This window comes from Vibrio splendidus 12E03, assembly GCF_000272105.2.
Taxonomy (GTDB): domain Bacteria; phylum Pseudomonadota; class Gammaproteobacteria; order Enterobacterales; family Vibrionaceae; genus Vibrio; species Vibrio splendidus_I.
Genome location: NZ_AJZD02000338.1, coordinates 14,030 through 39,960, shown reverse-complemented (window position 1 = coordinate 39,960; position 25,931 = coordinate 14,030). Strand labels below are relative to the sequence as shown.

The 25,931-nt window shown below is 45.0% G+C and carries 21 protein-coding genes; 12 read left to right on the top strand and 9 right to left on the bottom strand.

Translation table 11 applies throughout. The annotated features are described in order from the left end of the window. The 4 genes from A142_RS22020 to A142_RS22005 form a co-directional block, all read left to right on the top strand. Positions 1 to 408: carbohydrate ABC transporter permease (locus tag A142_RS22020; protein WP_019826230.1), on the top strand; the 408-nt coding region annotated here is incomplete at its 5' end. 17 nt (positions 409 to 425) lie between these two features. After that, positions 426 to 1,775 carry a GH1 family beta-glucosidase gene (locus A142_RS22015; protein ID WP_029405709.1) on the top strand — a complete coding sequence of 450 codons (1,350 nt, stop codon included), beginning with the start codon at positions 426 to 428 and terminating at the stop codon, positions 1,773 to 1,775. Further along, entirely contained in the window at positions 1,775 to 2,866 is a 1,092-nt protein-coding gene (locus A142_RS22010) for an ABC transporter ATP-binding protein (RefSeq protein WP_019826228.1), read from the top strand. The genes A142_RS22015 and A142_RS22010 overlap by 1 nt, the downstream gene beginning before the upstream one ends. A 108-nt stretch (positions 2,867 to 2,974) precedes the next feature. After that, positions 2,975 to 5,389 (top strand): GH36-type glycosyl hydrolase domain-containing protein, encoded by a 2,415-nt coding sequence (locus A142_RS22005; protein ID WP_029405708.1) that lies wholly within the window; start codon positions 2,975 to 2,977, stop codon positions 5,387 to 5,389. A 155-nt stretch (positions 5,390 to 5,544) separates the two neighbouring features. On the opposite strand, the gene A142_RS22000 is transcribed toward A142_RS22005, so the two are convergent. After that, positions 5,545 to 6,492 (bottom strand): aldose 1-epimerase, encoded by a 948-nt coding sequence (locus tag A142_RS22000; RefSeq protein ID WP_019826224.1) that lies wholly within the window; start codon positions 6,490 to 6,492, stop codon positions 5,545 to 5,547. 64 nt (positions 6,493 to 6,556) lie between these two features. Between A142_RS22000 and A142_RS21995 the strand changes: the two genes are divergently transcribed. Next, positions 6,557 to 9,625 carry a GH116 family glycosyl hydrolase gene (locus A142_RS21995; protein ID WP_019826223.1) on the top strand — a complete coding sequence of 1,023 codons (3,069 nt, stop codon included), beginning with the start codon at positions 6,557 to 6,559 and terminating at the stop codon, positions 9,623 to 9,625. 97 nt (positions 9,626 to 9,722) lie between these two features. Further along, complete coding sequence (locus A142_RS21990) at positions 9,723 to 10,736, top strand: LacI family DNA-binding transcriptional regulator (RefSeq protein ID WP_019826221.1); 1,014 nt, start codon at positions 9,723 to 9,725, stop codon at positions 10,734 to 10,736. Between the two features lie 199 nt (positions 10,737 to 10,935). On the opposite strand, the gene A142_RS21985 is transcribed toward A142_RS21990, so the two are convergent. Continuing rightward, positions 10,936 to 12,564: an ABC transporter ATP-binding protein gene (locus A142_RS21985; protein WP_019826220.1), complete on the bottom strand. Its 1,629-nt coding sequence runs from the start codon at positions 12,562 to 12,564 to the stop codon at positions 10,936 to 10,938. A 12-nt stretch (positions 12,565 to 12,576) separates the two neighbouring features. Then, complete coding sequence (locus A142_RS21980) at positions 12,577 to 13,071, bottom strand: hypothetical protein (protein ID WP_019826219.1); 495 nt, start codon at positions 13,069 to 13,071, stop codon at positions 12,577 to 12,579. Between the two features lie 241 nt (positions 13,072 to 13,312). Between A142_RS21980 and A142_RS21975 the strand changes: the two genes are divergently transcribed. Next, on the top strand, positions 13,313 to 15,673 hold the full coding sequence (locus A142_RS21975; RefSeq protein ID WP_019826217.1) for a Lon protease family protein: 2,361 nt from the start codon (positions 13,313 to 13,315) through the stop codon (positions 15,671 to 15,673). Between the two features lie 154 nt (positions 15,674 to 15,827). Here A142_RS21975 and A142_RS21970 read toward each other — a convergent pair whose 3' ends face one another. Next, positions 15,828 to 16,574 carry a flagellar brake protein gene (locus A142_RS21970; RefSeq protein WP_019826215.1) on the bottom strand — a complete coding sequence of 249 codons (747 nt, stop codon included), beginning with the start codon at positions 16,572 to 16,574 and terminating at the stop codon, positions 15,828 to 15,830. Positions 16,575 to 16,848: 274 nt separating this feature from the next. Here A142_RS21970 and A142_RS21965 point away from each other — a divergent pair, with 274 nt between their 5' ends. Genes A142_RS21965 through A142_RS21955 form a run of 3 tightly spaced genes read left to right on the top strand, consistent with a single transcriptional unit; the run spans position 16,849 to position 19,461 of the window. Further along, complete coding sequence (locus tag A142_RS21965; RefSeq protein WP_029405707.1) at positions 16,849 to 17,133, top strand: GNAT family N-acetyltransferase; 285 nt, start codon at positions 16,849 to 16,851, stop codon at positions 17,131 to 17,133. A gap of 11 nt (positions 17,134 to 17,144) precedes the next feature. Further along, the gene (locus A142_RS21960; RefSeq protein WP_019826211.1) at positions 17,145 to 18,290 is read left to right on the top strand and encodes a phosphotransferase; all 1,146 of its coding nucleotides are present in this window, start codon (positions 17,145 to 17,147) and stop codon (positions 18,288 to 18,290) included. Further along, positions 18,280 to 19,461, top strand: a complete 1,182-nt coding sequence (locus tag A142_RS21955) for an MFS transporter (protein ID WP_019826209.1) — start codon at positions 18,280 to 18,282, stop codon at positions 19,459 to 19,461. The genes A142_RS21960 and A142_RS21955 overlap by 11 nt, the downstream gene beginning before the upstream one ends. A gap of 107 nt (positions 19,462 to 19,568) precedes the next feature. Here A142_RS21955 and A142_RS21950 read toward each other — a convergent pair whose 3' ends face one another. The 3 genes from A142_RS21950 to A142_RS25500 form a co-directional block, all read right to left on the bottom strand. Further along, on the bottom strand, positions 19,569 to 20,483 hold the full coding sequence (locus tag A142_RS21950; protein WP_019826207.1) for a DMT family transporter: 915 nt from the start codon (positions 20,481 to 20,483) through the stop codon (positions 19,569 to 19,571). Between the two features lie 233 nt (positions 20,484 to 20,716). After that, entirely contained in the window at positions 20,717 to 21,721 is a 1,005-nt protein-coding gene (locus A142_RS25505) for an ABC transporter substrate-binding protein (protein ID WP_241813172.1), read from the bottom strand. Next, a complete protein-coding gene (locus A142_RS25500; RefSeq protein ID WP_241813170.1) occupies positions 21,694 to 22,434 on the bottom strand; it encodes an SgrR family transcriptional regulator in 741 nt (246 codons plus the stop codon). The genes A142_RS25505 and A142_RS25500 overlap by 28 nt, the downstream gene beginning before the upstream one ends. A gap of 91 nt (positions 22,435 to 22,525) precedes the next feature. On the opposite strand from A142_RS25500, the gene A142_RS21940 reads away from it, so the two are divergent. Continuing rightward, positions 22,526 to 23,791 (top strand): MFS transporter, encoded by a 1,266-nt coding sequence (locus tag A142_RS21940; RefSeq protein ID WP_019826205.1) that lies wholly within the window; start codon positions 22,526 to 22,528, stop codon positions 23,789 to 23,791. 87 nt (positions 23,792 to 23,878) lie between these two features. Here the strand turns inward: A142_RS21940 and A142_RS21935 are convergent, their stop codons facing one another. Next, the gene (locus tag A142_RS21935; RefSeq protein WP_019826203.1) at positions 23,879 to 24,772 is read right to left on the bottom strand and encodes a DMT family transporter; all 894 of its coding nucleotides are present in this window, start codon (positions 24,770 to 24,772) and stop codon (positions 23,879 to 23,881) included. A 123-nt stretch (positions 24,773 to 24,895) separates the two neighbouring features. Between A142_RS21935 and A142_RS21930 the strand changes: the two genes are divergently transcribed. Beyond that, positions 24,896 to 25,378 (top strand): MarR family winged helix-turn-helix transcriptional regulator, encoded by a 483-nt coding sequence (locus A142_RS21930; RefSeq protein WP_004732835.1) that lies wholly within the window; start codon positions 24,896 to 24,898, stop codon positions 25,376 to 25,378. A 98-nt stretch (positions 25,379 to 25,476) separates the two neighbouring features. On the opposite strand, the gene A142_RS21925 is transcribed toward A142_RS21930, so the two are convergent. Beyond that, positions 25,477 to 25,917: a GlcG/HbpS family heme-binding protein gene (locus A142_RS21925; RefSeq protein WP_008220964.1), complete on the bottom strand. Its 441-nt coding sequence runs from the start codon at positions 25,915 to 25,917 to the stop codon at positions 25,477 to 25,479. Positions 25,918 to 25,931 lie beyond the last annotated feature (14 nt).

Sequence of the window (25,931 nt, the reverse complement as noted above, 5' to 3'; positions counted from 1 at the left end):
GTATGGCTACCGTTTACCACCACACCATTTGGTATCTTCTTGATGCGTCAGCACGTGATTGCATCGATTCCTAAAGAGCTATTAGAAGCAGCGAAACTGGATGGCGCAGGTGAGTTCAGAACGTACTGGAGTGTGGTACTGCCATTGATGAAACCAGCTCTAGCAACACTAGCTATCGTGCAGTTCGTCTTCTTCTGGAACATGTTTATGCAGCCTCTTGTGGTGCTGAACAACCCTGACAATTACGTCATCACACAAGCACTACGAAGTGTTCAGGGTATTCCGAATACGCCATGGGGCGCGGTAATGCTAGGTACCACAATTTCTATTTTACCACTCGTGATTACATACCTGTTCGCATCGAAACAGATGATCAGTGGTTTAACGTCCGGCGCAGTTAAAGGTTAGGTTTAAGGGTTATAACAATGAATAAATTTCAACTTCCAAGTGATTCAAAGTTACGCAGTAAGGAATTTGTATTCGGTGTCGCGACATCTTCATACCAAATTGAAGGCGGCGTTGAAGAGGGCGGTCGTACACCGTCTATCTGGGACACATTTTGTAAGACGCCAGGTAAGGTAGATAACGGCGACAGTGGTGATGTGGCGTGCGACCACTACCACTTGTGGAAGCAAGATATCGAGATGATTCAAGGTTTAGGTGTTGATGCTTACCGCCTGTCAATTGCATGGCCACGTATTCTGCCGCAAGACGGTGTGGTGAACCAGCAAGGCCTTGAGTTTTACGGTCAGATTATCGACGAGTGCCATGCTCGTGGCATGAAAGTGTATGTGACTTTGTACCACTGGGATCTTCCGCAATATCTTGAAGACAAGGGCGGCTGGTTAAACCGAGAAACATCTTACAAATTCGCTGAATATGCAGAAGTGGTGAGCAAGTATTTTGGCGATACCATCGACGTATACACCACGCTCAATGAACCGTTTGTGTCTGCGTTCCTAGGTTACCGCTGGGGCGAACATGCGCCGGGTATCAAGGGTGAGAAAGAGGGCTACTTAGCATCTCACCACCTAATGTTGGCTCACGGTTTAGCAATGCCGATTCTTCGCAAGAATGCGCCTCATGCTAAGCATGGAGTGGTATTTAACGCGACTCCAGCTTACCCGCTAACGCCACAAGATCAAGGCGCCGCAGACTACTGTGAAGCAGAGAACTACCACTGGTTTATCGACCCAGTATTGAAGGGTGAATACCCACAACTGGTCGTCGAGCGCCAAGCGATGAACATGCCGATGATTCTAGAAGGTGATTTAGACATCATCAGCGCACCAGTCGATTACATCGGTATCAACTACTACACACGCAATGTCGCTCGCTTCAACGAGAATGGCGACATTGAATCAGTGAAACAGACTGACGCAGAGCACACTTACATCGGCTGGGAAATCAACCCACAAGGCCTAACGGATTTGCTAACGCGTTTGGATGCTCGCTACGAAAATATGCCACCCATCTACATCACAGAGAACGGTGCTGCAGGTAACGACGAGCGTGTTAATGGACAAGTGATGGACGACCAACGAGTTCGTTATTTCCAAGGTCATATCGAAGCGGTTCACAACGCCGTTGAAGCTGGCGTGAAAGTCGATGGCTACTTCGCTTGGAGCCTGATGGATAACTTTGAGTGGGCATTCGGTTATTGCCAGCGTTTTGGCATCGTCCACGTTGATTACACCACCCAAGAAAGAACATTGAAACAGAGCGCAATTGCGTATCGAAATATGCTTCTAGAGCGCGCTGAGGAGAACAGATAATGGCTAAAGTAGAATTTAAGAACATCAAAAAATCATTCGGTGATGTTGAAGTTGTCAAAGAGTTTGATTTTACGGTTGAAGATGGTGAATTCGTGGTTTTCCTTGGCCCATCTGGCTGTGGTAAATCGACAACGCTACGTATGCTTGCCGGACTTGAAAGCATCAGCTCTGGTGACATCGTAGTTGGCGGCAAGTTGATGAACAAAGTCGACGCGAAAGACCGCGATTTGGCGATGGTATTCCAAAGCTACGCTCTGTACCCACACATGACGGTTTACGAGAACATCGCCTTCGCACTAAAACTGAAAGGCATGCCGAAAGCGGAAATCGACGTAGAAGTACTAAAAGCGGCGAAAATGTTAGAGCTTGACCCGCTACTGAATCGTAAGCCTAAAGAGCTTTCTGGTGGTCAACGTCAGCGTGTGGCAATGGGGCGTGCGATGGTTCGTACCCCTAAGGTTTTCTTGTTCGACGAGCCGTTATCTAACCTAGATGCAAAACTGCGTGGTGTGATGCGTGAAGAGATCAAACACCTACACCGCGAGCTTAAAACCACCACGATCTACGTAACACACGACCAGATCGAAGCGATGACACTGGCAGATCGCATTGTGATCCTGAAAGACGGTTACGTTGCTCAAGTGGGTACACCAACGGAAGTGTTCCAACGCCCAGCTAACAAATTTGTCGCGCAATTCATTGGTAACCCGTCAATGAATATGTTGGAAGCTAAGCTGATTGAAAAAGAGGGTGAATACTTCGTTGAACTTGGTGATGTTCATATCCCATTGCCGGAGCGTTTTAAGTCTCTGGCCTCTAAAAATCTCGCGCTTCACTTTGGTGTTCGTCCAACAGACATCCACCTACGTGCTGAGCAAGTTGACCACGACCGTGTGCTGCCATTCCCTGTGAAAATCAAAGACAAGGAACTGCTAGGTGCGAGCATTCTTCTGAAAACAGAAATCGGCGGCCAACCGCTGATGGTTGAGACCCAAGCCGCTGAAGTGGATGTGAAAGAACTGACTCTTTACTTAGATTTGGATGCTTTCCACCTGTTTGACGCACTGAGCGAGAACTCGCTAGCGAGCTAGCCAATTACGATCTAGCCAGTCAACTTAAGTCAGCCAACGAGCTGACACCAATCAACTTACGACAAATTGTTTTGGCTCCTCCTGATTTGGGAGGGGCTAGGGATAGTGATGATGAAATTCGGATATTTTGACGATAAAAACAAAGAATACGTAGCAACCACGCCATGTACACCGATCAAATGGTGTAACTATGTTGGCACATTAGATTTCGGTGGCATTGTCGATAGCAACGGCGGTGTGTTGTTGTGTAAAGGTGATCCGGCACTGAACCGCATTACCAAGTACATTGCTCAGCTGCCAAACTCAGATTTCAAAGGCTCGACCATGTATCTTAAGGTGCGTGATGAAGCGGGTAACGTAGAGGTGTTCTCGCCGTTTTATACACCAACATTGAAGCCGCTGGATAAGTTTGAAAACCATACAGGCTTGTCTTACACCACCATCATTGCAGAAGCGTTTGGTGTGCGTTGTGAAGCGACGTTCTTCGTACCGAAAGCTGACCAAGTATTGCTGCAAGACATCAAGGTCACCAACATTTCAGACAAAGCGCTGCACGTTGATGTAGTGCCAGTCTACGAATTCACACACTTCGATGCACTTAAGCAGTTACTTAATGCCGATTGGGTTCCACAAACCATGACACTGAAAGCGCACCAGCAAGAGTCGGGTCATACCGTGCTTGAGCAGTATGCCTTCATGAAGCGTGACTATGCCGTAAACCTGATGACCGCGGATCGCCCTGCGACGTCGTTTGATGGTGATCGCCAATCATTCCTTGGTCAGTTTGGTTACGGCACATGGGCTGCCCCACAAGCGTTAGAAAACGACGAGCTTGGCAACACCGAGTGTTTGCGCGGTGACAATATTGGTGCGCTAAATCTGCGTTTAGGGTGGTTATCTCCAGAGCAGACAGAACGCACGGTTGTACAAATTGCACAAGAAGAGAGCCTAGAAGCTGCATTGCCTCTATTGGCTAAATATCGTGACCATCAAGTGGTCGATTCGGCTTTCGCTGAACTGGCTGAACATTGGGATAGTTACCTTCAAGCGGTTCAGGTTGAAACGCCAGACCCAGCAATGAACTCGATGCTTAACGTTCACAACCCGCGTCAGTGTCACACCACCAAAAACTGGTCTCGTTACCTGTCTTTGTATCAACTTGGCTATGGCGCTCGTGGTATCGGTTTCCGTGACTCTTCTCAAGATACATTGGGTGTTATTACTCATATGCCAGAAGAGGCGCGAGAGTTCATTGAGCGTCTGCTATCAGTGCAAAACACTAATGGTTCTGCGATGCACCAGTTCTTCCCATCAACCATGGAAGCGAACGCGGGTGACTCACGTGAAGAAGAAGATCGCCCGGATTACTACGGTGACGATCATCTGTGGATCATCTATGCGGTGACTCAATATGTGAAAGAGACAGGCAACGCTGACTTCTTGAACAAAGAGATCCCGTTCTATCAAAAAGACAAAGCGGGCAACCCAATCGAAACGGGAGCAGTTTGGAACCACCTGTGCCGCGCGATTGAATTTACCTACACCAATACTGGTGAGCACGGTCTACCGCTGCTAGGTTTTGCAGACTGGAATGACACGGTGAACCTGCCAACGGGTGCTGAGTCGATGATGGTAGCCAACATGTACGGCAAAGCCCTGCTCGATATGCTGGACCTTTGTGAGCTACGTGGCGAAGCGCAACTGACGACTAAGTTTAAAGATCAGTACCAACAGATGCAGAGTACGGTGAATGAGTGCGGTTGGGATGGCGAGTGGTTCGTTCGTTACTTTGATGAGCAAGGTTTGCCAATCGGTTCTCATAAAAATGAGCAAGGGCAGATCTACACTAACGGTCAAAGCTGGCCTGTAATTTCTGGTTTCGCGACTCAAGAACGTGCAACGCAAGCGCTAGATTCGGTTTACAACAAACTAAACACCACCAATGGCATCAAACTTTCAACACCGGGTTACAACGGCTTTGATCCACAGCTAGGTGGCGTATCAACATACCCACCGGGTGCGAAAGAGAACGGCGGTATCTTCCTGCATTCAAACCCATGGGTGATGATCGCAGAAGCGAAAATGGGCAACGGCGAGCGTGCTTATGAGTACTACCGTCAAATTAATCCGGCTTCGAAGAACGACGATATTGATACCTTCGAGTCAGAGCCATACTGCTACCCACAAAACATCTTGGGTGACGAACATAAACAGTTCGGCTTAGGTCGTAATGCATGGCTGTCTGGTACTTCATCTTGGACATACGTTGCGGGTACGCAGTGGATTTTGGGTGTTCGTCCTGAAGTAGATGGCTTGCTGGTGGATCCTTGTATTCCGGCTGAGTGGCCGGAGTTTAAAGTCCGTCGTCAGTTCCGCGGTGCAACATACAACATTCATGTCACGAACCCGAATAACGTGTGTAAAGGTGTGGTTGAGATGAAGGTAAATGGTGACCTGATTTCAGGCAACAAAGCACCGGTGTTTACCTCTGGCGAGCACACAGTCGAAGTGGTTTTAGGTTAACAAAGAGAAGGGCGCGTTATGCGCCCTTTATTGCGCTTTCGTTTAGTTTCTTTAGTTTGTTTTTTACGTTGTAGTTTTCGTTAGCAATGCGTTCTCAGGGGGGCTGGTTTCACGTTTAGCAGTTGCTTCAGCTTCGTTCGGTTACTTTGGTTGCTTTATTGTGGCTGATAGGCAGCTTGGCATTGCCAAGTGAAGGTTTGAGACTGGTTCGGGCTAAGCGTCAATAAGCCAATTTGGTTATTGAAAGCATCGGCAGGGCAAGTCATTGGTTCTATTGCAATACTTTGCTCACTCGTTGGGGTGTACAGCTGAACAAATGGGTAGCTTGCATCTTGTTGATAGTGAATCGCGGCAGATGAATCTGAGCGTGTGAAAGTCAGTTGGTTGCTTGTCTTCGAATCAAATTCAAAGCAGTGGTTTAGGCTTTGATTGGTGAGGGAATCATCCAAAGACAAACGGTCAAAAGCCTGTTTTTCACCATTAGGCAGGTCGTTCTCGTGTATGACCTCAGCACAAGGTGACATGGTAAGCCTACACTGTTTCAATTCAGTGCCAAGAGAGAAATAAGGGTGCCAAGCATCACCGAATGGGAAGGCGAAATCACCACAATTAGAGACGGTTGTCGAGCAAGAGAGCTTGCCTGTGATGTCGATAGTGAAGGCGACTTCAAGGTTAAAAGCGAACGGGAAAGCAGGGTGCAAAGATGACGTTTGATACTGCAGCGTCACACTGGCTGACTCATCATTGGCTGCGCTGTTTGTGATTGAAAAAGGTTGGTTGTAGAGCAGGCCGTGTACGGCGTGATCAGACCAAGGAAAGTTAGCTGGGAGTTGATGGTTTTGGTTATCGAAACTGTAACGACCTAAGTTTAAACGGTTTGGAAAAGGGAATAATTTAGCACTGCGGGAAAAGAACGGATGTTGGTTGATCAGTTCATCATAATTCTGATAACCACAAATAAAAGAGAATGGGCTGTTGTTTACAATATATTTATTGATAACAGCACCAAATCCATTGATTATTTGAAGTTCTATACCATGCTGGTGGCTTATTAATGTGACAGAGTCAATATTTCCAAATTTTTCATTTATAATTTTAAACATGTTGATGTCTCCATTTTAAAAAGATATTAACAAGAAGAAAAAAATATTCAATGGCGGTTTTAAAATGAATAATAAAATTCCATATACAAGCTATTCAGGAAATTCAGAACATCTTTGCAAAAAAGGTGATGCAGTTGAATTTATTCAACCTTGGTACACACCAATTTCTACCACACCAGAAAATACCGGTATGGCGGTGGGCGGTATTGGCAATACATTTACACTGACGCCAAACGGTAACACGCCAAACTTCAGCTTTATTCCAGGTATATTTGTTGACTGTTCAGATCAAGTTATTAATTTTAATGATTTTTATTCTTCAGTTATGGATGTGCCAACCATTGATACCCTTCAGATTCTTAACGAACAAGAGCTCAGTGTTCACCTGAATTTCTACCCGGCATTATTCGATGGCAAGAGAATAGATAATAGTTCGAATGCGATTAACATCATTCGTAGTGCATTAAAAAATTGCAACTTCTATAAAGAAAATAAAGAGAGCTTTATAAAGTGGAATGTTGAGTTTTCTAATAAGACTCAAATGTTAATTGATTCGGATTCATCGTCGATTGTTTGTCAATTATATGTAGCCTTAGATTTCTTTAATGGTTTATTAATAAATGGTGCAACGAGACAGCTATCACTAACTGCGGGAAATAATGGTGATATAGAAAGTGTTAATGGTCGCGATATAGAATATAAGGCTTTATATCCATTAGCTGAATATCAATATAATAGTTTTGACGGTATTAATATCAAGCGTAAGGTTGTTTCACCGATCGTTAAGGACGATAAACGCCTCTGTTCTTTACCGATGCACTGGAACCACTTTCAGTTAACGAATGATTCACAGCAAACTCGCGTGATTACGCTTGCTCAACCTCTGCAAAATCTGATTGGTTCAACTTACCGAAAAGGTCGCGATGGGATCCAAGATTCGGCATGTACCTTATCTCAAAACCCGATAGCTCAGCAGCATCAAGCGGTGAATGTAAACGGTGAAAGCCACAGTTTTACGGGTGTTCAGCTCACTAGTCAGTCTCCGTATCGAAGTGACATTGAGGGTGAGGTGGTGTTTGGTGTCCAAGCGGATAACCACTTGTTGGGGTCTGGCAAGGTATCGGTGTCTGTTAAGCCGACGCTTTATACTTCGAAAGTGACCCAGCAAACAGAGTTCGCACTGAAAACAGGCCGTACTAACACCGAATTTCAAACAGGGATCTACACTGGGCGTGAAGCATTGAGCGCATTGGTTGTGGTTCAGGTTGAACTGGAGCCGGGCGAATCCGTTGATCTGCGTTTCGCTCAAGTAATGGCTCACAGCAAAGTGATGCTTAATGGTTGGCTCTCGGATAAGGCTTACACTCAATTCTACCCGCAAGCGAAACCGGCTCTGCCGATGTTAGAAGATGTTCTGCCAAAGCTCGAAACCATTGAGCAACAGATCGTTAAGCAACAAGAGGCCTTTCTAGAGCAAGCTCAAAGCAAGATATCACAGCCTGAATCAGCACTGCGCTATGCGACGATGGCGATGAATTCATTGTCTTTCCTAGCCGAATCAACGGTATGGGATAAAGAAGACAAGTTCTTGGTGAAAGAGTGTGTCGATTACCCATTCTTTAATTCTCTGGATGTTTATTTCTATGGCTCATTCTCTCTGCTTTATTTGCTGCCTGAGCTTGATGGCTGCGTGATGAAAGAGTTCTCGAAAGCCATTTTGGCGGAAGACTTTACCGAGCGTCGATACTGGGAATACGAAGCGACACCGAATGCTGAATTGATTGATCAGAAGTACCAAGGTGTGCGCGCGATTCGAGGTGCGGTAATCCACGATTTGGGTAGCCCGTTCGACATTCAGCCTGACGCGTATAGCTGGCATAATGTTAAGGAATGGAAGGACTTAGCACCGAAATACATTCTGATGGTGTACCGCCATCATCAAAAGACACAAGATATCTCTGTGGTTGAAGAGTGCTGGCAGGCTGTCACTGAGAGCATAGATTTCTTATCGAATTTGATTGCTGAGGGTGACGATTTACCACTAACCCGTGGCACAGACGATACCTTTGATAACCTCGCGTCTCACGGCATCTCTATTTACTGTGCGAGTCTTTGGGTGGCAGGTCTACAAGCGGCAAGCGAACTTGCAAAATTGATGAATGAAAGCGAGTTAGCCGCGGGTTACTTAACGCGTTCTAAAAAGGCGCTGGCGACAGTTGAGCAAAGCTTGTGGGATGAAAAAGAAGGCTACTACCACTTCTTCGTCACTCCCGTTCAAGCCAAGCATTTAACAGGTAAGAACTATCAAGCACTGGAAATCTTAGGCCTGACTTTGACGGGCGATGCGATTGCTGACAAGAGCACACTCAATACCTATCTTAATGAAACGGATACCTCCATCAACATCAGTAAAGTATCTCAAAGAGTCTCTAAGAAACGCTTTCTGAGTGAGACCGCGCCTCAAGCCTTTACACAAGAATACTTAGATTTAGTGCCAGATTCCGACAACAGCTTTGGTGATGCTTTATTGGCAGACAGTTACTTAAAGCTAATCGGGCTAGAAGGTATTTTCCCACAAGAAAACATCCAACGCGCACTAGACTATGTTTATAAGCACAACTTTGAAATCAACAGCCCTAAGCTAGGGGTTGCGAATATGACGCTGGCCGACGGTTCGCCGCATGAAGCGTTCCAAGCGCAAGACGTGTGGATTGGCGTACAGTTTAGTGTTGCGACAGCGTTGAGTCTAGCGGGTAAATCGCAGCAAGCAGAAACATTAATGGATACCGTGTATACCGCGCTGTATGACTATTCAAAAATTCCATTTGCCGCACCAGAAGGGTTCAACTGTTCTGTCTCTTTCAATGAGCAAGAACTCTCAGAGTATTTTAAATTGCCACAAAATGATGCGAAAAAGTGGATTACTGCGCTTAAATTGCAAAAGTGTGTGCTATCTGACGGTCGAGTGAGTCCAGATCTGACTAAAGACAGTGATAAATTTGTTAGTATGTTGCAAGGTGAAATTTCGGCGGAGCAAGCCATCGTTCTTCATAAATGGCTGTTGAGCACTGGGTTGAAATATACCGCAGGTCGTTATTTCAGACCGGGGATGATCTTCGCCTACATGTATTAACTTAATGATATGAGTTTCAACAAAAGCAGTGGTATGCAGGTTGAAACGGGTGGGGAGCTTTCGGGCTCCCCAGATGTTACTGGATTAGGGTATCGAGATGCGCACTAAAACAAAAAAAACAACAGTATACGATGTAGCAAGACTGGCTGGTGTTTCTCCCAGCACCGTGTCTCGTTTCCTTAATCGAACCACTTATGTGTCGGATGATAAAAGCCAAAACATTGAGCAAGCCATTAAAGACACGGGCTACAAACCTAACTTCCAAATGCAAGAAAACACCAACCGACGCTCGCTCACTATTGGTGTCTTGGTGCAACACCCTGATAGCCCCTACACCAGTCGTATCCTTAACGACATGGAAAAAACGCTGATTGCTCAAGGTTATTCATTAGTGATCGCAACAGGGCATTGGCAGAAAAAGTTAGAAATGCACGCGTTGGAGTATCTGGCGAAAAGTAACGTGGATGGCATGATCATCGTGACAGGAAGCATTACCAAAGAGGACATCGCCAAGTACGCTCAAGATATTCCGATTGTCGCGGTGGGTTACGACATCGTTGAAGAAAATGTTCGTTCGATCAATATCGATAATGTGTTGGGGGGCTACATGGCGACCCTGCATTTGCTTCAACAAGGGCATGTGAACATTGCTCATATCAAAGGGCTGTCGAGCCAACCAGATGCGGGGAGTCGTTTTGAAGGCTACAAGAAAGCGCTGCAAGAGGCTGGCATTAAAGTGATGCCAAAGCTTGTAAAACAAGGGGATTTTAGTAGCGAATCTGGTTATGAGAAAACCGTTGAATTAATCGAGTCTAAGATTCATTTTTCAGCTCTGTTTGCTGCCAATGACCAAACGGCTTATGGCGCGATTAAGGCGCTGCATGATCATGGTTATAAAGTGCCAGAAGATGTATCAGTGATTGGGTTTGATGACTTACCAACGTCCAAGTATTTCACACCAGCGCTAACCACCTTGAGACAGCCGATTGAAGAGATTGGAGAGGTGTGTGCTCAGTCGATTTTGAATCTATTATCTGGCGAGAGGCATGAGGCTCGATTGCCACCGATTGATTTGATTGTGAGAGAGTCGACCAAGTCATTGTATCGATAGCGTGTAATGAAGTGATTTGATGACAGGGAATGACACTTCAGATGAATTATTTCCCTTCAGAAACGAAAAATGTCGCATCCATGCGACATTTTTCTTTTGGCGGCCAAACCAGTTTTGCTATATCCATTCTAGAATGAAACTAATTAGGAATTTATTCAGAATGTACATATAAGACGCTGTTAATCTTGATTAGTTCCCTCTAAGCAGCATTTTTTTCTGATTTATTTTCTAAGTCGAATGACGCTGCGATTAACTTCTTGGTGTAGTCATTTTTCGGTGCATTGAAAATCTCTTCCGCAGAGCCCTCTTCCATCACTTCCCCTTTCTGCATTACTAAAACACGATCCGAAAGTGCTTTCACTACCGAGAGATCATGGCTGATGAAAAGGAAACCGATGTTGTGTTTGGTTTGAATATCTTTCAACAGGTCAATCACGGTCAGTTGTACCGAGCGATCGAGCGCTGACGTTGGTTCATCCAGTAAGATAAAAGAAGGTTCAAGAATCAGCGCACGAGCAATCGCGATACGTTGCCTTTGTCCGCCAGAGAATTCATGCGGATAACGGTTAATTGAATTAGGTTCAAGACGTACTTCAATCAGCGCTTTGCGTGCTCGTTCCAATCGTTCTTTCTTAGAGAGTTGAGGTTGATGTACCGTTAAGCCTTCGGTGATGATTTCCCCAACTGTCATACGTGGTGACAAAGAGCCATAAGGGTCTTGGAACACCATTTGTACATCTTTCTTGAGCTTATGGCGTTCTTTGTCGGTTAATAAACTGACATCTTGGCCTTTATAAACAATACGTCCGGTACTTGGCAGCAAGCCGATTAATGCTCGTCCAAGGGTTGATTTACCTGACCCCGATTCACCAACAATGCCAAGTGTTTCGCCCTGCTTAAGGTTTAACGAAATGCCTTTAACCGCCTCAAAGTACTGATTTTTACTCTTGATGAAGTGTGATTTAACCAAGAACTGAACTCGGATATCTTCAGCAGACAATAGCTCTGGGGCTGTAGCTTCAACAGGAACCTTAGCGCCTTTAGGAATCGAGTTAATCAGCATTCGTGTGTAATCGTGCTTAGGGTTATCGAACAGTTCTTGAGTCTGAGCCTCTTCAACCAATTCCCCTTTACACATCACTAGTACCCGGTCGGCAAAGTGCTTCACTACACCGAGATCATGGGTGATGAACAAAATCGCCATGCCCATTTTGCCTTGAATCTCTTTGATAAGAGAAAGCACTTCAGCTTGAACTGTCACGTCTAATGCTGTGGTAGGTTCGTCTGCAATCAGAATATCCGGTTCATTGATCAGCGCCATCGCGATCATGATTCGCTGTAGCTGACCACCAGAAAACTCATGTGGGTATTTGGTGTAAGCCTGATCTGGCATAGGCAAATGCACAAGGTTGAACAGCTCTAACACGCGTTGTTTTGCTTTTGATTTCGATACCTTACGGTGACACATAATGGCTTCCGCCACTTGAGTACCGACACGCAGGTATGGATTCAAAGAGGTCATTGGCTCCTGAAAGATCATGCCGATTCTATCGCCACGAATCGACTGCATTTCTCGCTCAGTTTTGCCAAGAATCGATTGACCTTCAAACTCGATGTCTGATTGCTCATCGATAATCGCGTTATCAGGCAGCAAACGCATCAGCGCGTTGGAAGAGACGGATTTACCTGAACCTGATTCACCAACAATGGCCAAGGTTTCGTTTGAGTTAAGGGTAAAGTTAACCTTTTTTACCGCATCAATGATTCCATCATTGGTTTTGAAACTTACGGAGAGGTTATTAACTTTAAGAATGGCCCGGTCTGACATGATATATCCTTATCAATTTAAGACATTAGGTGAAGATTGAACTTCTGACGTTGTTTTTAGTTGCCCAAAATGGTGATGAGCACGTTGAATTTGTTCTAGTTCGAGCATCCAATGCGAACTGCGCTGAGCACTACAAAAAGCAATCAGGTGATTGAGCAGGTCTTCACTCTGCTTTTCCAATAGTCCATAGGTGCGTTGAATCAGCTCAGTGCTTTCAAGCGAGATAAATTGCATCAGTGCGTAAGACTGGTTCAAGGTATCAAAGGCTTGTTGATGCTGTCCTAAACGGTTGAGAATCTCAGATTGAGCTACGCTTGCGTCTCTTAGCCCTGCCAATAGGCAAGCAAACTGACAGGGTTTGATGTCGCTTTGGTACGCCGCGTCTTGGATGTGATGAGGAAGAGAATTGAGAACATCACCATACAGGCGTTGCGCTTCAGGCCAGTGACCTTGTTCCATTAACTGTTCAGCTTTTAGGTAGTGCATCCAGCATCGTTCAATTTCCATATCCACATCCTCAATTTACAATATCTGAAAATGTTAATGATATTTATTATCAATTGCAAATTAAAATCATTTACATGTTAGATTGGTAAATAAAATAACCCTTTATTCTTAATAATCGGCTCAAATTGTGTGTTATTTGTTCAGTTGAACAGCTGTGTAGCGTAAGTCACTAAATTTGTAGGAAATTACATCTACACTGATTTTATCTACACCCAAGTAATGAAGGACTAAGGAGGCGGCGATGGCGATGCAAAGACTCAATACAGAACAGCTGTATCAGGTAGCGGATTTAGACAAGCTACCATGTAAGTCGACCAAAGAACTGGCTCCAATTGACGAAATCGTCGGGCAAGAACGGGCACAAAAGGCCGTTGAGTTCGCGATGTCAATCAAGGAAAAGGGTTACAACATTTATGCGATAGGGCGAAATGGTCTGGGTAAACGAACCATGATCTTGCGCTATTTAAACCGTCATCCTCAAGAAGTGCAGGAGCTTTTTGATTGGTGTTATATCGCTAACTTCGAAGATATTCGCACTCCTAAGGTGCTGAAATTGCCTCGTGGCGTGGGCAGCAGCTTAAAGCAAGATATTGAAAAGTTGATGCGTAAACTGCTGAAAGGTATGCCTCTAGCATTTGACAATGAGATGTACTTTAGCCGTGCTGATAGGCTGAAGAACCAGTTAGCGGCTAAGCAACAAGCCGCGTTAGAAAGCATTAGCCAAGAAGCGAAGGACAAGGGAATCAACCTGACGATTACCACTCAGGGTGATTACCAGTTTGTCGCAATGAACGGCGATGAACCCCATACCGAAGAGAGCTTCGATCTGCTGTCGGCAGAAGAACAAGATCAATTCGATAAAACCATTGATGGGTTGGAAGTCGGGCTGCGAACCATTTCTCGTGAATTGACGGAACTTGAAGAGACGTACACTGAGAAAATTCAAAAGCTTAATGACGATACGGCGCGAGATGTGATCACTCATTTCATTAAGCAATTGAAGAAGGATTACAGCCAATATCCAGAGATCAAAAAGTACTTAACGGCACTGCGTAAAGACATTGTCGATAACGCTGATATTTTCCTAGAAGAAAGCACAGAGCAAGCCGAAGTTGCAACAGCCTCTTTGGATAAGAAAATGCCGCGTCGCTACAAGGTTAACGTGATTGTGAGCCAAAAGGAGGAGACTCTGCCGATCGTGGTTGAAGAGAATCCTAATTATCACTCTCTGTTTGGCTATGTAGAAACGGCGACGTTCAAGGGCACCGTATTTACTGACTTCTCATTGATTCGCGCAGGTAGCTTGCACAGAGCCAACGGTGGCGTATTGCTGATGGATGCGGTGAAGGTACTTGAGCAGCCATATGTTTGGGAAGGCTTGAAGCGAGCGCTGCGTTCACGTCAATTGAGTTTCACTTCATTAGAAAAAGAGGTGACCTTAACGGGCGCGGTATCGCTTGATCCAGAACCGATTCCATTGGACGTTAAGATCATCCTGTTTGGCGATTACCGAACTTACCAACTGCTGCAGCATTACGATGCAGAGTTTGGTGAATTGTTCCGTGTGACAGCCGATTTCGAAGATGAGATGAAGCGTACTCCCGATTCTGAAATGCATTACGCGCGCTTTATTTCGAGCATCGTGCACGACAACAACATGCTGCATTGTGACCGTAAAGCGATCGCTCGCATCATTGAGCACAGCTCTCGTCAGGCGGGTGACCAAGGTAAATTGTCTCTGCACTCGGCACACATTGCTAATCTGCTTCGTGAATCTAACTACGTGGCGAGAGGTTCAAAATCGAACCTGATTCGTGCAACGCACGTAGACCAAGCACTGTCTAACCAACAGATGCGTGTCGGACGATTACAAGACAGTGTGATGGAAACCTTTACTAATGGCACAACGCTGATTCATGTCGATGGTCAGGCGGTTGGGCAAGTGAATGCGCTTTCTGTACTTAGCACGACGGATCATATGTTTGGTGCGCCGAACCGAATCACGGCAACCACCGCTTACGGTGATGGTGAAGTGATTGATATTGAAAGAAACGTAGACCTAGGTGGCAGTATTCACTCGAAGGGTGTGATGATCTTGTCGGCTTACCTTTCTTCTGTGTTTGGTAAAACGGCCAAAGTACCACTCACTACTAACATTACCTTCGAGCAGTCGTATGGTGGCGTCGATGGTGACAGTGCGAGTATGGCCGAGTTCTGTGCGGTGGTATCTGCATTTTCTAAGCAACCAAACCGTCAAGATATTGCGATTACGGGTTCGATGAACCAGTTTGGTGAGTCTCAACCCATAGGTGGTGTAAACGAGAAAATTGAAGGTTTCTTTGATGTGTGTGAAATCAAAGGGCGTTCAAACGAACAAGGAGTGATCATCCCGCGTTCAAATGTTCACAACCTGATGCTGCGCAGCGACATCGTAAAAGCGGTTGAAAAGGGCGAGTTTAATATCTGGGCGATTGACCATGTAACAGAAGCGATTGAGCTGTTCACAGGCAAAGCCGCAGGTGAGGCAAGTGATGAGGGTAGCTACCCAATTGATACTATTTTTGGTATCGCTCAAGCGAAACTGAACGCACTGCGTAAATAGCGAATTTGTCTAATATCTAGATAAGCAACCAAAGCGCAAAAGCCATCGATTTTAGAATCGATGGCTTTTTTGATGGTTACGATTTGGGTCGTTAGTGAGACATTTGTACTTGGTCAGCTTACGGCACTCGGTGAACGTAGTGTCTTAAGAGACGTTAACCGTTTCTCAAGCAGAGCTTGGTGCCATCGAACTTCAGTTTTGCCAACAAGTGCTTAGCGTTGGCTCGGCCAATATCATCAAATTCGACACCGTATCGAGCGTAGTGCGTCGATTTTTGCAGATTACAGACGATGCCTCTCAATGGCGGAATCAGCGGGCCATTGTAGTTTTCAGGCGTAATCTCAATCGACACTCGATCGGCAATCTGAATCGCGCGAGAAGTCGGTGAGGTCACAAAACGACAACCACTTTTCGATAAGTCTCTTATCTCACAGTTTGCTCGTTGGTCGTTGAAGATGATTCTTGAAGCTAGATTCACTTCATATCGGGTCTCTTTACGCAGTTGAGTCACTTGCATGGTACTTGGTGTAGAGAGCACTAAAATCGGAAAGGGTTCGCCAATCCTATGGTGAATTTGGCTTCTAAAGTGGATAAGCGCCCCTTCACCTCGCAGAGAATACGCACGAGCGGTCATCCAAAAGCCTTCTTGAAAGAAAAAGTTCAGATCTTCATTGGATACCTCGGGAACCTCAACCACAATACAGTTATCACTGTGCGTACCGATAAATTTGGTGGTGGCGAGAAATTTCGTGCCAACGGGAGTCGAGACATTTAATGTCAGTTCACTGCCGTGCTCAATCATGGCCAGCGCATCAGTGCTATTGATAGTGGAAACAGTGCGATTACGAGGGTCTTGAAGTGCCTGATTATGCTCCAAAGGCTTCGTCAGGGGTGCGTTCATTATATGTTCTCCATGCGCCAACATGCGTCTGTTAGTTATATTGGTAACTTGCTAACAAGGGGTTATTACGTGCTAGATTGTGTAGACGTACTCACATAGATTTATAGAGTGCCTTCTATCATTGCTGATTTTATATTAAGCCGATTGCACTGAATTATTTACTGTGTTTGTAAGTACTTAGTTTTATTTATATGCACTTGCGTTAGTCTATTACAAGGAACTCATACTTCAAACTTTAATTGTTTGTCGTATCAATTATTTGCAGGAGTTGAGAATGAAGGCAGTAAAATGGGTTCAAGAAGAGAACCAGATCACAGTTGAGCTAGAACCGAACCAATTCGCGGTTGTTAAGTATCAGAAGGAAGGCGATGTATTGCACATTACCTCGACTCGCATTCCTGATGAACTGCAAGGCAAAGGCTTTGGCAAGGTGATGATGGAATCAGTCTTACCTGAAATTGAACAGGCTGGCTTCAAAATTGTACCAGTGTGTAGCTACGTGGTGCACTACATGAATAGGCAAAAACACTGGTCACATCTTCTATCCGATAAAGCATAGTAACGAGTTATATGTCTCAATCAATACCCTCAAACAACCTTGCTCAACCACAAGCGAGTTCAAGTCAAAGTCAACCTGAGCTTTATCAAAAAATAGCGAACTCACTGGGTTGTCATCAAGGGCTTGATGTTCAAGTTATTCAACGCTTGTGGGGCGGTTACGGCGAGTTAGTTCGCTTGGTCTTTGCTAAAGATAATAGTGCTTCGATGAACAGCGTCATCGTTAAACATGTCGCGTTGCCAGATAAAACTGAACATCCCAAAGGCTGGAACACTAAGCTTTCTCACCAACGCAAAGTTCACTCTTACCAAGTGGAAACAGCATGGTATCAGTCGTTCAGTCAGCAATGGGATGAGCGGTGCCCAGTTCCTGTGGGGCTGCACTGTGAATTGAATGAGAACGAATGGCTTATCGTGATGCAAGACTTAGCCGAAATCGGTTTTCCGGTAACTTCTCAGTTTGATGTGCTTGCTGTTTTTGATGCTCTGGCAAACAAAGATACTCAGTCTGATCTGGCGTCTGGTTACACGCGAGAAGAGCAGAAACAACGCGATGCTTGCCTTAAATGGCTCGCTAATTTTCACGCGAAGCACATCAATATCAATCAAGAACAGTCGGCGTCATTGTGGCAAGTCGGTACTTATTGGCACTTAGACACACGTCCTGACGAGCTCAATGCCTTGGCTGATTTACCATTGAAGAACCAAGCCAAGCACATCGACCGTTTATTAAAAGAATGCCCATATCAAACCTTGGTACATGGTGACGCCAAGCTCGCTAATTTTTGTTTTGATTCTGAAAGCGAACGCGCGGCTGCGGTCGATTTCCAATATGTGGGTCACGGCTGTGCGATGAAAGACGTGGCTTTGTTCATGAGCAGTGCTGTTAGGCCGCAAGATTGCGCAGAGCTTGAATCAGAAGTCCTAGATGCTTACTTCCAACACTTGAAAGAAGCATTAGCGAACTATCAACCACAACTTTCATTCGATGAAGTCGAAGCCGCATGGCGACCAATGTTTTACGTAGCGTGGGCTGATTTCCAACGTTTCGTAAAAGGTTGGAGTCCAGAGCATTGGAAGATTAATCCTTATACTGAGCAGTTGACCTTACGAGTGCTCACTCAATTAGACGAACAGGAGTCCGTTAATGTTCGATAGAACCGCGAGCTGGAAAACGCCGCAAAACTTCTTATTACTGATTTCGATTGTTGTCCCTATCGCGTTTTCGAGCTGGATGGCTCTGTTGAATAACTTCGTGATTGAGAAAGCGAACTTTGATGGTGCCGATATTGGCTTGCTGCAAAGTGTTCGTGAGATCCCGGGCTTCTTAGCGTTTACCGTGGTGTTTGTATTGGCCTTCATTCGTGAGCAACGCTTTATGTTGATATCGCTGGCGATGTTAACTGTAGGCACTGCGATTACCGGCTTATTCCCTTCACTGACAGGCCTTTTGCTTACCACTATTTTGATGTCGACAGGTTTCCACTATTTTGAAACGCTGAAGCAGTCTTTGTCACTGCAATGGCTGAGTAAAGAAGAAGCGCCAGAGATGCTAGGCAAAATGATCTCGGTTGGTGCGCTTGCGTCTCTACTCACCTATGGCTCTATTTGGGTGATGCTAGAACAGCTAAAACTCGATTTCGCTTGGGTATATGGCATTACCGGAGGCATTGGTTTCATTTTAGTATTGGTGATGACCTTTGGCTTCCCTGAGTTTCAAACCAAGACCCAACAGAATAAGAAGTTAGTGCTAAGGAAGCGTTATTGGCTCTACTACGCACTGACGTTTATGAGTGGCGCGAGAAGACAGATCTTCACCGTGTTTGCAGGCTTCTTGATGGTAGAAAAGTTCGGTTACTCTGCTGCCGATGTCACGTTACTGTTCTTAGTGAATTACCTGTTTAACTTCTTGTTCGCGAAACGCATAGGACGATTCATCGGTGTGGTGGGTGAGCGCAAGGCGTTGATCTTCGAATATGTTGGTTTGATCGGTGTGTTTGTTGGTTATGGCTTAGTGCAAAGCGCTGAGTGGGCGGCGGCACTTTACGTGGTCGATCATCTGTTCTTTGCTTTGGCGTTAGCGATTAAAACCTACTTCCAAAAAATTGCAGATCCAGCAGACATGGCCTCAACCGCAGGTGTCTCTTTCACCATCAACCATATTGCGGCGGTTGTTATCCCAGTCGCGTTTGGTGTGATTTGGTTATCGTCTCCTGCAACGGTTTTCTACATTGGTGCGGTGATGGCGGCGGTTTCTTTAGCTCTATCTTTAAACATTCCGAAGAAGCCTGAAGAGGGTAACGAAGTACGAGTGTTTAGCTGGCGTTAAATAGGTATAACCCTGACGAAATAAACAAAAAGCTCCAATAGCGATATTGGAGCTTTTTGTTTATGTGGGATATGTATATCTAATCCGCAAAATAGGTTTCACGCGGATCAGTTTCTTACGGTTTTTAATTCGGTACGCAGCTTGAAAATTCCCTTTGGTGCCTTGGTGAGTAAAATGCCGCAAAGTAGGGGGATCATCATAAACAATGATTGTTCAGACAGAACTTCACCGTTGACGTAACAAGATATTAGCAGCGCTACTACCGGGAAAATCAAAAAGCAGATAGACGCTTGGAAAGGGGTCGAAACCTGCCCTAATTTGAAGTAAGCCACAATGCCGCCAACACTCGCGACAAAACCTAGGTAAACGACGGCAGAGATTGAATCCCAAGTGAAAGACTCAACATTCACGTTTTCACCCATCGCCGAAACGGCAAATAAGAACAGAGCAGCAATCAGGCTTGGAACGGCGTTGTAAGTCAGCACTTCAATACCTTTGCAGTGCTTTTGAACTAGCACATACATAACGGCGTGAATTGCAACCGCAAGGCCTAAGCAAACCGTGCCGATTAGGTAGTCATCGCCACCCATCTGCATTTCGTTACCAAGAATTAAGCATAGGCTTATAACCGCAGTAACTAGCCCGAATATTTGATGCTTCGCTAAGCGTAGACCAAGGAACAAGCCCGACATCAGCATCACAGCAACTGGCATGTTGGCGAAGATGATCGAAGCCAAACCAGAAGAGATGTATTGCTCGCCGTAGATCATCAAAGTAAACGGAATAGCGAAATACATCAGTGCCACAATCAGCAGCCATTGGCGTTTACCTTTAGGAAAAAGTAGAGGTTGATTGAACACTTTAGCCAATACGGCAAGTAACGGTGCGGCCAGTAAAAAGCGTAACCCAGTGGCAAAAATAGGTGGGATAGAATGCAATGCCACTTCCATTGCGAACCAAGTGGTTCCCCAAATTAAGCAAACAGAGACAAAAAGCAAGATAGTTAGCGACTTCGAATTCATGGTGACTACTCATTAATAATTATTTTAAATCATAGGCTTGTAGCGCCTTAATGACGTGGCACAGTATAAGGAGGTAGTCGGAGAAAAATTTTGTCTTTTTATCTCTAATTTGAGTTTTTAATGGAAATTAAATCTCTAATATGACCATTGAAAAGTAAATATTTTCATCAATTGATAGCTATATAAAGTCATTGTTCTTTGTGAGGTTTAGTTTAGGTTGAGAATTAACCTATTTAGCGGCGCATAGTGATTTGGTTAAAATCAATCCAACCGTTCGCCAACTGCTCCACAGGGTTCACGGTTTTGGCATAATTGAGCTGCTGTTTCACGTGGAAAATTGGTCGATAGATTCCGAATGTGATCAATTGCGCTTCTATGTCTAGGAAGACAGGTTGTCGTTGTTGGTAATCGGTGATTTTCCAAAGCCGTTCAAGGCTTTCATCTCGCCACTGTTTTTGCTCATCAGTGAGGCACACTTCTAATGCGATAGAACTTTGTAGCCACCCCATCCAGCTGCTATCGAGGTTATCTGAAAACACTTCGCCGCTAATTAATATGTCAGCATCTTTTAGGTTATCTGGCTGACAAAATTCAGGGAACTCGAGCACTTGATATTCGCAGATAAAACCAAGTTCATTTAACAGCTCATAATAGTGGCGAGCCATTTTTATGTGGTCAAACAGCTGATAGGTTAGAATCTTTAACGGTTGTTTTGGCTTGCTAAGCTGGTCAGCGAATTGTCGAGTCATTTGTAATGGGCTTTTGTTATTCGCCGTTTCTATCTTTGGCTGTGTTGATTGATTGGACGTCGATAGCATCCCCCCGGCGTAGCCGACAGTGTCCAGAGGTATGTCTTTCGCGATCCCTAGCAAACGTAGTAATTCACTCAGTGATTTAAGGTGTTGTGGGTTTGATAGCCAAGTGTGTCGATGTGGGTTTATCAAAGCGTACTCGCACCCCTTTTCCCACTGTTCTATTTCGGCAAGCTCGTTGGATATGGATGAGTGTTGGTAATGTGGGTGTGAGTGAACAATATCGCAGTGCATTTCATAGTCTTTGGCTTTATCACCAACATTCCAAATTTCTATACCGTCTACCCAAGGTCGGTGACCATGATAGTGTTTGAATGCTTCCAGTCTGGTTAGCCATTCGGACTGTTCCACTAATTTAAAGCTGCCGCTACCAATAATTTTCCCTCCTACTTCTTTTGCTACACCCGCAGCTGGGCACGATAGCAATGACGGAAGGTAGCCTGTGTTGGCATTGATATCGAAACAGAGGTGAAGCGGATCGATAACAGTAATAGCGGAGATGCATTTAAATTGCTGTCTATCAGACGTTGAAAGTGTGCTTTGACGTCTTGCGCTAGAATCGGTGAACCGTCATGAAAGACTAAACCTTTACGTAGCGTGAAGTGCCAACGGTGCTCTGTTTGGTACCAATCAATGGTAAGATCACCATCAAACGAGTGAGTTGACTTGTTGAAACGTAGTAAGTTACTAAAAAGGTAGCTAGTGATGTGAGCTTCAGTGCGTCGTGTGACTTCAATAGGGTCCAGACTGTGTGTCCCTCGATAAAAAGGGATTTGCAGAATATCTAGTTCAGTCGGCAAGCTTTGATAGCGGCTGATATAACCCAGTAAAAACTGATCCCGTTGTGATTCATCAACCAGATCCAATGCTTGGTCAACTTTATTCTCAGAGAGCAATTCATCTATTCGTATCTCAAGCTCACTGTCCAAGCTTTTTAATAGCGTGAGTGTGGGTAGGTTACCTCTGCCAACTCCCGACTTCCAGTCAACCCAACCTTCGCTGACTAGCTTTTTGATCACCAATTGAGCGTTGCGTCTGGTACAACCTAGCGCATTCGTTATTTCAGTTAAAGAGAGTGAAGTCGGTTGGTTAACGAGTACTCGATAACGTAAAAATGCCAGAGCCTTCCAGTAATGCATAAAGGTGAAATCCTTGTTTAATCTTTCTATTTTTCTTCATCTTTTAATCTCGATAATAGAGTTATTCGGTTGTTTTTAAAAGGAATGAAAAATGGAAAGTGTAAAAGGTGCAGGGGTATCACCCTCTATTTGGAAAAGCTCAAGCTTTATTGTTTTGTTCTCAACGGCGTTCTTTGTTGCCTTTGGAACCAAGATTTATGACCTTGCTTTGCCCTTGTTGGTTTACGAGTTGACAGAGTCTTCAGAGATGATGGGTTGGATGAGGGCCGTTGAATTTTTACCCAACCTACTATTAGCTCTGTTCATCGGTGTTTGGGTTGATAGGTTCAATAAAAAGCAGTGGTCACAATGCATGTTGATCGGGCAAGTGGCAGTATTGGTCGTTTCTTATACTGCAGTGAGATGGTTGCAGAACCCTTTGTACGCACTGTTTCCGTGCGCGTTCCTGATGATGGCGTTTAACTATGGTTACCACAATGCGCGTATTGGGATGATGAAAAATGTTTTACCTCAGCACATGCAAAATACCGCCACCGCGAGAATGAGTTCTTTGTACAGTTTGCTAGAAACCGTTGGCCCGGTTTTGTCTGGGGGGCTGCTTTTATTGTCTGAGTTACATAACGTGTTTTTGCTTATTGCGGGGATGTATGTGCTAGCGTTTTGGCAGCTCAATAAACTGGAATTCAAGCCATCAGCCCCCGTCGCTCAACAGCCAGTGCTGAGTGCGCTTAAAGAGGGGTGGTCGATCTTATATGCGAATAAAAACATGTGGCACATCACCTTAGTCGTGATGGTGGTCAATACCACGGGTGCAATTTTCTGGATTCAAGCCATTTATTTTGCCAAAGCGGAATTAGCGCTCAGTCATATCGAGGTTGGTTACTTGATCGCAGCGTCCGGCGCCGGGGGCTTATTAGGTTCTTTTACCGCGGATAAGGTTCGAAAGCGCATTGGGCTTGGCGTGCTACTTATTTTGTCTATTTTGTTAGAGGCGTTTGGATTCTTGTTCCCTGTATTGCTGAGCCAAAGCTATTTATTGCATGGATTGACTTCAGCGCAAATTGTTGTCATTGAAAAAGGCGTATTGATGATGTCGTTCTTATGGGTGAGTGCGATTGGCGTCTACAGCAGCATTTGTATTTGGAGCTATCGACAAGAAGCATTCGAGGAAAAGCATCTTGGTCGTGTTGCTGGTATTACAGGGTCTTTGTTTAAGCTCTTGATGCCATTTGGTTTGGCTGCTTCTGGTTACTTAGTGACGGTGTTTGGTTTACCGGTGCTCTTTGTTAGCTGTTTTGTTGCTCAAGTGTTGGCTGCCTTTGGGCTGATGATGACCAAGGTTCGATATATTGATTAGATTTAGACTTTGGCTTAAGTTTTGTAACGACCATTAATAAGTAACGCGCCAATTTAAGGCGCGTTTTTACAATTTGGTTTGCAGCTTTTACTGCGTAACAGGCTTAACTTGTTTGGACTGTCTTACTGCCAGAATAAGTTGCGGTAGTAGTGACATCACGATCATGCCTGTCATCAGTGAATACTGTACTGGAGTAAAGGATTCACCCATCAACACCATCCCCGTAACGATGCCAGCCACTGGGTTAGCGATGCCACCGAAGGTGAAATCAACCACAGACATACGTTGTAGTAACCATACATACATGCCGTAACCAAGCGCAGTATTTAGCCCAATTACCCACAATAGACCCATTGCATTGCGAGAATCGAAATGAGTGACAGCATTAACATAAGGTTGCGGGTCGATGAACGCATGAACGCCAGACGCGACAGACAAAATCGCACCGCCTAGAATCAGCTGCCACGTTAATACCTTCCACCAGTGCATGCGATTACCCAGTGATTTGGTAATACTGCTGCCGATGACAATACACATGATTGCGGCGAACATGGCACCTAAACCGATTGGATTCAAAGCGATTTGGCTTGGGTTAAACAGTATCCACGCTAAGGTGATCAAGCCAATACCAGACAGGGCTTGAATCAAATGCGGGCGCTGCTTTTTCACTACCCAATGGAAGATCATCGCGAACACAGGCACAGAGATCATACCCACGCCAGAAATCGCTGAAGGTAGCGTTAGTGCCATTACAAAGATCAGGCCAAAGAAGGTCGCAATATTGATAAGACCCAATGTGAAAATGATCTGCCACTCACCTTTTTTCGGCAGCGTTGGTTTTACCGCTAGCAATAAAAAACCAGCAGGCAACGCACGCAAAGCACCCAATAATAATGGTGGCCATTCCTGTAGCGTAAATTGCGTCACTGCATAGGTTGTTCCCCAAAAGAACGCGGGGATCATTGCTAATAATATGTTCATCTAAAATATCTTTACATTAAGATAACTGTTGTGTGAACTGTATACTGAGAACTAGTGGTTGTAAAGTATCTTTATGTTAAACTAGTTTAAAGTAATCAGACTAACAACGGAGCGAGATTGCAAATGGATGCTATCGACCGCGTAGTAGAGCAATGGGCAAAGGAAAAGCCTGAGCTAGAAACTGAGCCTATGGCAATGATGGGCCGGATTATGCGAATTGCCAAGTATATGGAGACGCAAGTTGCCGAGCTTCATAAAAAATACGACATGAAATTGGGTGAGTTTGATGTATTAGCCACCTTGCGACGTTCTGGAAAACCCTACCGACTGACGCCATCTGAACTGATCGGATCCATGATGCTGACATCAGGTGCGATGACCAATCGCCTTGATAAGCTAGAAGCTAAAGGGCTGATCAGCCGTGAACACAGCAAAGAAGACAGACGCAGCGTGAGTGTCCAACTAACCAAAGACGGTCTTATTCTGATTGACCAAATGATGACAGAGCATGTCGAAACGCAGAAAAAGCTCGTTAAATCATTGTCTACTAGTCAGAAGAAAAATACTAACCAGCTGCTAAAAACATGGTTGAGTGCTTACGAGTAGTTTTGCTGATCTTCCTTTAGATTCATAAAAAAACCGAAGCTGTCTGGCTTCGGTTTTTTATTCCTGTCTAAGAACTTCAAATACAGCGAGTTAGCTAGTTATGCTTGCAACATCTCATCACTAAACAGCTCTGCGCAGCCAATACCGTTGATGGCGCAGCTTTCATCGATGTCTGATATGTCACCGCTGACGCCGATGGCTCCAAGTACCGTTTTGTCCTTGTCTCTAATGAGTAGTCCCCCAGGTACTGGCACCATGTTTCCGTGTGCGAGTACGTTCACGGCGGAGATAAATGCTGGCCGGTTGTCGGCATCTTGGGCGAGTTTTCTAGAGGAACAACCCAGTGCGAGTGCCCCCCACGCTTTAGCGATCGCGATGTCTGGTCGCATCATGCTAGAGCCGTCTTGACGTTGCAGAGAAATCAGCTTGCCACCGCTGTCTAAGACGGCGACCGTCAAAGGTTCTGTGTGGATTTTGTTTCCTGCTTTTAAGGTTCCATCGATGATGGTTAACGCTTGTTGTAGAGTCAAACTTCCCATGTTATCTCCTAGTT